The organism is Sinomonas sp. G460-2, from assembly GCF_047759905.1.
Taxonomy (GTDB): domain Bacteria; phylum Actinomycetota; class Actinomycetes; order Actinomycetales; family Micrococcaceae; genus Sinomonas.
The window spans coordinates 1-2573 of the sequence record NZ_JBKZWT010000422.1; the positions used below are offsets into that span (position 1 = coordinate 1).

Consider the following 2573-nt stretch of genomic DNA (forward strand, 5'->3'; position numbering starts at 1 on the left):
CCACCCGAGCGGCAAAGAAGAGTGCCGCGAGCAAGGCCGCCGCCACCGAGACCGCAAGGAGCACCGATGACGCGCGCGTCTAAGCCGGGAACTACGAGGCGACTGCGCCGCGCGCTCGGCGCCGCGGCCGGTGTCGTGGTCCTCGGGGCGGGCACGGCTCTCGCCGTCTCAGCAGGAACGGTCCCCACGTCGGCTGCCCTCTCCCCGGGGACACCGCCGGCCGTGGACGTCCCGGTGGGCCAGACGGTCGGAGTGTGCCCGGGGCCGGCCCAGCTGCTCCAGAGCACGCCGGTCCAGGGCGATCCGCAGTTCAGTCCCGCGAGCAAGACGGCAACGAACCGCCTCACGGCCGCCGTCATCGGCGAGGCGTCGGGGGCCATGCCCGCGAGCTCGCTTGCCGGCGTGAACGGCTCGCCTCTGCAGAAGGTCTCCGACGGGCAGAACGCCCCCGCGGCCCCGCCCGCATCGCGTCCCGCCGCGATCGCGAGCCGCTCCACGAATGGACCCGCGCTCCTGAACGCATCGGCGCTCGAGGGTCGGCCCGCCTCCTCGGCGGCCCTGTACCAGTACAGCGCAACCGACGGCGACCTGCGCGGCGTCGCGGCGGCCTCGTGCGCGTCCCCGGCCAACGACCTCTGGATCACCGGCGCGAGCACTCTCGTGGGTCGCACGTCGGTCATGTACCTCACGAACGCGAGCACCACGCCGGCCACGGTGAACCTTGACTTCTACGGGGACCAGGCGATCCCGCAGGCGCCCGCCGGGAGTCGCAGCATCCAGATCCCGCCGGGCACCACGAAGTCCTTCGTCCTGGGCGGCTTCGTACCCGGCCAGCGGAACCTCTCAGTGCACGTGCGCAGCTCGGGCGGGCCCGTTTCTGGCGTGATCCAGCAGAGCACGCTGCGCGGCCTGACCCCCGGCGGGGTCGACTTCCTGACCCCGGTCGCTTCGCCGGGGACGCGCCAGGTGGTCACCGCGGTCGAGCTCCAGGAGCCGGTTGCGGCGCGGAGCCTCGCGGCCGGCTCCGGTTTCGAGGACGCGAGCGCGGCCCTCCAAGTGACCGTTCCCGGGGCCACGGACGCGGTGGTGCAGGTGCGCGTCTTCGGGCCGAGCGGCCCCGTGACGCTACCCGCCGGCGCCGTGTTCACGGCGAAGGCCGGGACCGTCACGGAGATCCCGCTCGCGGGGCTCCCGGCCGGGAAGTATTCGGTCGCGGCGTCGTCGGACGTCTCCTTCGCGGCGAGTGTGCGCTCGGTCAAGGGCCTCAAGAGCAGCGATCCGCTCGACTTCGCGATCTCGGGAGCGCAGGGGCGCCTCGGCGACGGCCATGTGGTCCCCGTGGGCGACGGCGCGACGCCGACGCTCGTGTTCGGGGTGCCGGATGGCCACGCGAAGATCAGCGCCGTGCCGATCACGGCCGACGGCGCGTTCCACGCTCCCGTCACGCTCGACGTCGCGGGCGGCACGACGGCGACGATCGCCGTCCCCGACAAGGTCGACGGCGCCAAGCCGGTCGCGTACTCGGTGTCCGCCTCGGGCGATCCGGCGTACGGCGCGGTGCTGCTCGAAGCGGCCCAAGGCAACGGGATCGCTGTCGCGTCGATCCTCCCGGCCGCGGGCGGCCGGCAGTCCGTCGCGGTGACGCTCGGCTACTAGGCGCGCAAACACGAGACCTCGCTGACGGCCGCCGCCTCCAAGCTGGCGGCGCGGCCGTCAGCGGTAGCCGCGGTAGTACGGGTCGAGCGTCTCGGGCTCGACGTTGAGGAGCGCGGCCGTGTATTCGACCACGACGTCGTGGACGAGGTCCTGCGCCTCCGAGGCCGTGGGCGCCTCGGTCTCGACGACGCGCCGGTAGACGGTGATGCGCGCCGGGTTTCCGCCAGTGGCGCGGGTCACGCTCCCCTGGGGCGGCCGGCCGCCCTCGCGCAGGATCTTCTCGAGTCCCGGCGGGATTTCCTCGACGACATATTCGACGCCCTCGAGTTCATTGCCGCGCAGCTCCTGGAGGCGGTCCGCTGAATCGAGGACCCAGTCTTCGAAACGCTCGCCGCGTGTGCGGCTCCCCGGCAGGATCGCCGGCATGATCTCTCCGCGCAGCCCTCGCCCGTGGCGATTCCGCCGGCGTTCCCGGAAACCGCGGCGACGGCCTTCGCCCGGTTCTCCAGCCGGCGGGAGGGGGCGAATGCTGAGTCCCGGAAGGGGACCCGACGTGGAACGATCCTGCATATATCGACTGTAGTCCGGCCCCCGGCGGCGCGCTAACCGAGTCGCTCGCCCGCGGCGTGCGGCGGGCAGAGTAGGGTACTGGCTGTGCGAGAAGTCCGCCATTGCTCCCGATCGGCCTGCCGCGAGACTGCGGTGGCGACGCTGACCTATGTGTACGCCGACTCGACCGCAGTCCTGGGTCCCCTCGCGACGTTTGCGGAGCCCCATACCTATGATCTGTGCGCGAAGCACGCCGACAAGCTCACGGTTCCGCGCGGCTGGGAGGTCCTGCGCCTTGCGCTCCCGGCCCGCCAGCCGAGCCCCGATGACCTCTTGGCGCTCGCCGAGGCGGTGCGCGACGGAGCGGA

Annotated in this window: 3 protein-coding genes; 2 read left to right on the forward strand and 1 reads right to left on the reverse strand. The window is 72.6% G+C overall.

Going from position 1 to position 2573, the window contains the following annotated elements:
- Positions 1-66: 66 nt before the first annotated feature.
- Positions 67-1656 carry a DUF5719 family protein gene (locus ACLN58_RS20815; RefSeq protein WP_415857134.1) on the forward strand — a complete coding sequence of 530 codons (1590 nt, stop codon included), beginning with the start codon at positions 67-69 and terminating at the stop codon, positions 1654-1656.
- Between the two features lie 57 nt (positions 1657-1713).
- Here the strand turns inward: ACLN58_RS20815 and ACLN58_RS20820 are convergent, their stop codons facing one another.
- Positions 1714-2082, reverse strand: a complete 369-nt coding sequence (locus tag ACLN58_RS20820; protein ID WP_415857135.1) for a metallopeptidase family protein — start codon at positions 2080-2082, stop codon at positions 1714-1716.
- Positions 2083-2310: 228 nt separating this feature from the next.
- Here ACLN58_RS20820 and ACLN58_RS20825 point away from each other — a divergent pair.
- Positions 2311-2573: DUF3499 domain-containing protein (locus ACLN58_RS20825; protein ID WP_415857136.1), on the forward strand; the 263-nt coding region annotated here is incomplete at its 3' end.